This window comes from Aerococcus sp. L_32 (assembly GCF_050689315.1).
The window spans coordinates 1-613 of sequence record NZ_JBOEQF010001103.1 but is presented as its reverse complement, the minus strand read 5'-3'; the positions used below and the strand labels follow the sequence as shown (position 1 = coordinate 613).

Annotated in this window: 1 protein-coding gene; it reads left to right on the top strand. The window is 36.7% G+C overall.

The genetic code is table 11. The features are described 5' to 3' along the window. Window positions 1–217 precede the first annotated feature (217 nt). Window positions 218–613: alkaline shock response membrane anchor protein AmaP (gene amaP / locus ACRCJ0_RS18390; RefSeq protein ID WP_431391600.1), on the top strand; the 396-nt coding region annotated here is incomplete at its 3' end.

The window sequence follows — 613 nt, the reverse complement described above, 5'->3', positions numbered from 1 at the left end:
ACGACTAGAGAAGGGGTAGATGTGGCAAAATCAGCTCGTATCATGGAAAGAATCAAGTATTTAAGTGAAGAAATTACAGTTGGAGGTAGAGACCGTCGTAACGGTTAATACCTTCTTTTTTATTGCCATTTTCACAGCAAAATATTTGTACACTTAACTTTAAAATGATAAGCTATACTTATATCATATATAGAAGCTAGATGAAGGAGGTGAGTGAATGGGTGGATTGAGAAAGTTCCTTCAAATCCTATTTTCACTCTTAGTTTTATTAGCGGTAGTGGCAACAGCTGCAGTCATTTATCCAATACCATACGTAAGTGACTTTGTTGACCAATATATTGTGTCTAATCAAATATTAGTGAATACGGTCATTGTGCTATTGGCACTTGCATTTATTTATTTTGCGGTTGCTTTAATTTGGGCCTTGGTCGCACCAGCAAAATCACGTACCTTGAAAGCGAGTAATGACTTTGGTGAGGTGAAAGTAAACCGTGATACAGTTGTACATGCGGTACACCAAGAGTTATTAGATGTGAAAGAAGCGTCTAATAAAAATGTGACAGTGAAATTTGGACGCAAACCAGAAAATACTAAAGTCACTGTTGATTACGCT